3 protein-coding genes and 1 pseudogene are annotated in these 3,673 nt (G+C 75.3%); all 4 read right to left on the bottom strand.

Features of this window, described 5'->3' with window-relative positions; all coding sequences use genetic code 11:
* A pseudogene (locus tag ACFW2E_RS43275) lies at window positions 1-371 on the bottom strand (hypothetical protein); the annotation flags it as partial.
* A gap of 205 nt (window positions 372-576) precedes the next feature.
* Window positions 577-1,134, bottom strand: coding sequence for a dihydrofolate reductase family protein (locus ACFW2E_RS43270; RefSeq protein WP_384476597.1), 558 nt, complete (start codon window positions 1,132-1,134; stop codon window positions 577-579).
* A 57-nt stretch (window positions 1,135-1,191) separates the two neighbouring features.
* Window positions 1,192-2,130: an RNA polymerase subunit sigma-70 gene (locus tag ACFW2E_RS43265; RefSeq protein ID WP_384476594.1), complete on the bottom strand. Its 939-nt coding sequence runs from the start codon at window positions 2,128-2,130 to the stop codon at window positions 1,192-1,194.
* 116 nt (window positions 2,131-2,246) lie between these two features.
* On the bottom strand, window positions 2,247-3,673 hold a 1,427-nt coding region (locus ACFW2E_RS43260), incomplete at its 5' end, for an SUKH-4 family immunity protein (RefSeq protein WP_384476591.1).

The following is a 3,673-nucleotide window of genomic DNA, read 5'->3' as shown; positions in this document are numbered from 1 at the left end:
CGCGGGCGGCCCCGGCGCCCGCGCGGCCCCCCCCCGGCGGGGGGGGGGGGGGGGGCGGCGCGGGCGCCGGCCCCGCGCGCCCCCCCCGCCGCGCGCCGCGCGGACTCCCGCGTCTCCGCGGCCTCCTCCAGCACGAGCTGGAAGACGCGCCGCGCACGCTCCCCGAGCGCCTCGTACGTCTGCGGAGCGAGCTTCGCCACGGTCTCGCGCAGGCGTTCCGCCTCCGCCTCCATCTCCCTGGCGAGCACGGTCAGCCGCGCGGCCCGCTCCCACGCCGCGTCGCGGTCCCGGGACAGCGCCGCGGCGTACGCGTCGACCTGCTCGGGGCGGTAGCCACGCCCCCGGACGGTCTCGAAGCCGTGCGGCGACATCGATGCGCTGCCCACCCTGGAACCCCTCTCCGCCGGACCCACGCGAAATGCCCAATTCGCGGACATCTTGATGGATCGGTGACAAGTGTGCATAACGCGACACTCCGTGGAGACGTCACGGCCGGGGGGGCGCACTCCGGTCAGCGGGACCGCGCGCCCGGCGGCCGGGCGAACGCGGCGCGCGCCTCCTACGGGAGGCGAACCGTCACCGGGCCGCCCTGCGGTGACGGGTGAGGACGGCGGCGCCCACCCGATCGGCCGACAGACACTCCAGGTCCGTCGCCGGGGACCCCTCGGGGAACAGCCGCCTGCCGGTGCCGAGGACGGCGGGGAAGGTGATCAGCCGGTACTCGTCGACCAGGTCCTTGACCATCAGCTCGTGCACGACGCCCAGGCTGCCCGCGACGATCACATCACGCCGCTCGTCCCGGACGGCCTCGACGAGACCGCCGTCGACGACCCGTGAGTGCGCCCACGCCGACACGTCGGACCGGGTGCGGGAGACGACCAGTTTCGACGCGGCGTTCATCCGCGCCGCGAACGGGTCGTCGCGGCCCGGCCACAGCCGCGCGAACAGCTCCCAGGTGGTGCGCCCCAGCAGCAGGACCCCGTCGTCCAGGGTGCCGCCGAGACGGAACTTGTCCCCGGCGACCGCCTCGCGGCCGTACCGGAACATCCAGCCGCCCTTCGGCGTGCCCCCGGACCCGTCCGGGTCCTCCACGATTCCGTCCAGGGTGGTGAACGCGATGACGATGACACTCATGACGACGGGTCCCTTCGGTCGGTGCTCACCGGTACGTACCGGCGGCACCGGCCCGATTCATCGCCCCGGACGCGATTCGTCGCGGGAAATCCGCTCCGGACCCTCGAAGGACGCGAGGACACGCGGGTCCGTGAACACCACGTTGCGCGCGATCCGGCCGCCCGTCACCGTGAGCACCTGCACCGAGTGGAGCCGGTGCCCGCCGCAGGGCTCCGGCGCGTACGCCACGAGCGCGGGCTGCCCGTTCGCCGTCAGGTCCCGCGCACGCCAGCCCACACCCCGCAGCCCGAACACGCGGTCCATGAACAGGCCGTAGTCCCCTCTGCCCCGGTACCACAGCGGCACCGGCGGCATCTCCAGGACCGCGTCGTCCGTGAGCAGCCGTACGAGCGCGGGAACGTCCGCCGCCTCGAACGCCCGCACGTACCGCTGGACCACCGCGCGCGCCTGCGGATCCTCCGGTTCGGCGACCCCGCCCACGTCACCCACGCCCGCGAGGGCGGTACGGGCCCGTTGCAGCGCGGAGTTGACCGCCGCCGCCGAAGTCCCCAGCTGCGCGGCCACCTCGGCGGCACTGAACTCCAGCACCTCGCGCAGCACCAGCACGGCCCGCTGCCGCGCCGGCAGCAACTGCAACGCCGCCACCAGCGCGAGCCGCAGGTCGGCCCGCGCCTCCAGGTCGAACCGCACGTCGGGGAACGGCTCCAGCCACGGGACGTCGAGCGCCGGCGTCAGCGGCGCCCGGGGATCATCACTCGGGGCGCCCAGCCCGGACGGCAGCGGACGCCGCCCGCGCCCCTCCAGCGCCGTCAGGCACACATTGGTCGCGATCCGGTACAGCCAGGTCCGCACGGACGCCCGCGCGGGGTCGTACCGGTCACGCGCCTTCCAGGCGCGCAGCATCGTCTCCTGCACCAGATCCTCGGCCTCGTGGAACGAGCCCAGCATCCGGTAGCAGTACGCCACCAGCTCACCGCGATACGGCTCGAAGTCCACCGGCTCATCATGCCCGGCCCCCGCACGGAAATGGGGCCGGACCCGGTCACACGACCGGACCCGGCCCCACGGGCCACGCGGACGGGAGCCGCGCCGGACTCCCTGCCGCAAAGGCACTAGAGCAGTCCGTCCCACATCTGCTCGAGGAGCACCGACCACCAGCTCTCCGGCGAACCGAGCGCCGCCGGGTCGAGCGAGGCGAGCTGTGCCTGGAAGTCGACCGTCCAGCGGCCCGCCTGCTCCTGGTTCAGACCGAACCGCAGCCGCCACATCCGGCCCAGCAGCGCCAGGCAGCGCGCGAACTCCGGCAGCCCGGTGTTCACGAACTGCGGCGGTACGGACGCACCGCCCGGCCCCGCCTCCACGGGGACGGCGACGATGTTCGCCGTGCCGTACTGCACACAGATCGCCTTGCCGAAGTCGGTGCCCATCACCAGGTACGAGCCCGCGTCCGGGGCCGGCTGCACACCGCGCTCCTGCGCCAGCTCCGCCAGCGTCGGCACCGGACGGCCCGGCTGCGCCTGCGCCCAGAAGAACGGGCCCATGTCCAGCGGCAGTCCCGCCATCACCAGCGTGTGCGCCACGACGGGCGGCACGCCCTGACGCGACACCGCCGCCTGCTCGAACCGGAAGACGCCCGGACCGAACGCTGCCGCCAGCTCCTGCGCGATCGCCTCCGGCGGGACGGGCGGCACCGGCGGCACCTGCGGCACCGGCACCCGCACCGGCGCCGGCCGCGCGGGACCGTCCGCCACCTGGTGCAACTCGCCCTGGTGTGCCAGAAGTTGCTGCATGCCCTGCTGCCGGCTCGCGTGGTCCGTGCCGTACGGCGCGATGCTCGCGATCCGCGCCTGCGGCCACTGCTCCCGGATCATCCGCGCGCAGTACGCACCCGGCAGCGCACACGACTCCAGCTCCGTGTGCAGCTCCAGCACCTTGTCCGGCGGCACGTTCATGGCGCGCAGCTCGTGGAAGATCTGCCACTCCGGGTGCGGCGTGCCCGGCGCCGAACGCCGGATCAGCTGCTGCTCGGAACCGTCCTGCGCGCGGTAGCGCAGCACCGCCTGATACCCGGGGCCGACCGTCGGCTGCCCCTGCGGCGGGTAACCGTAGGCCGGAGGCTGCTGCCCCGGCATCGGCTGACCGGGCATCGGCTGACCCGGAGGCGGCATCGCGCCGGGCGGCACGGCACCGGGCGGCATCGGCTGCGGGGCGCCGGGAGGCATGCCGGGAGCACCCGGCATCCCGGGAGCGCCGGGGGCCTGCGGCGGCGGAGGCACACCCGGGCCGCCCACCGGCGGCGCCGCCAGGACGGTCTCCGCGTGGGCCACGGCCTCCCGCGGACCACCCGGAGTCCGGGGCGCGCCCGGTCCGGCGGGAGCCGGGGGCATGCCGGGGGCACCCGGCTGGTTGGGGTCGGCCAGCATCGTGGCCGCGTGGTGCACGTTGCCCGGCGGGGTAGCCCCAGGCGGTCCCGGCGGGGTGGGGACACCCGGCGGGTTCGGCACGGCCGGACCGGCGGGGCCCTCGGGCCCGTCGGGAC

Source organism: Streptomyces sp. NPDC058964 (assembly GCF_042741275.1).
Lineage (GTDB): Bacteria > Actinomycetota > Actinomycetes > Streptomycetales > Streptomycetaceae > Streptomyces.
The sequence above is the reverse complement of the archived record's forward strand: the minus strand, read 5'-3'. Positions and strand labels throughout refer to the sequence as shown.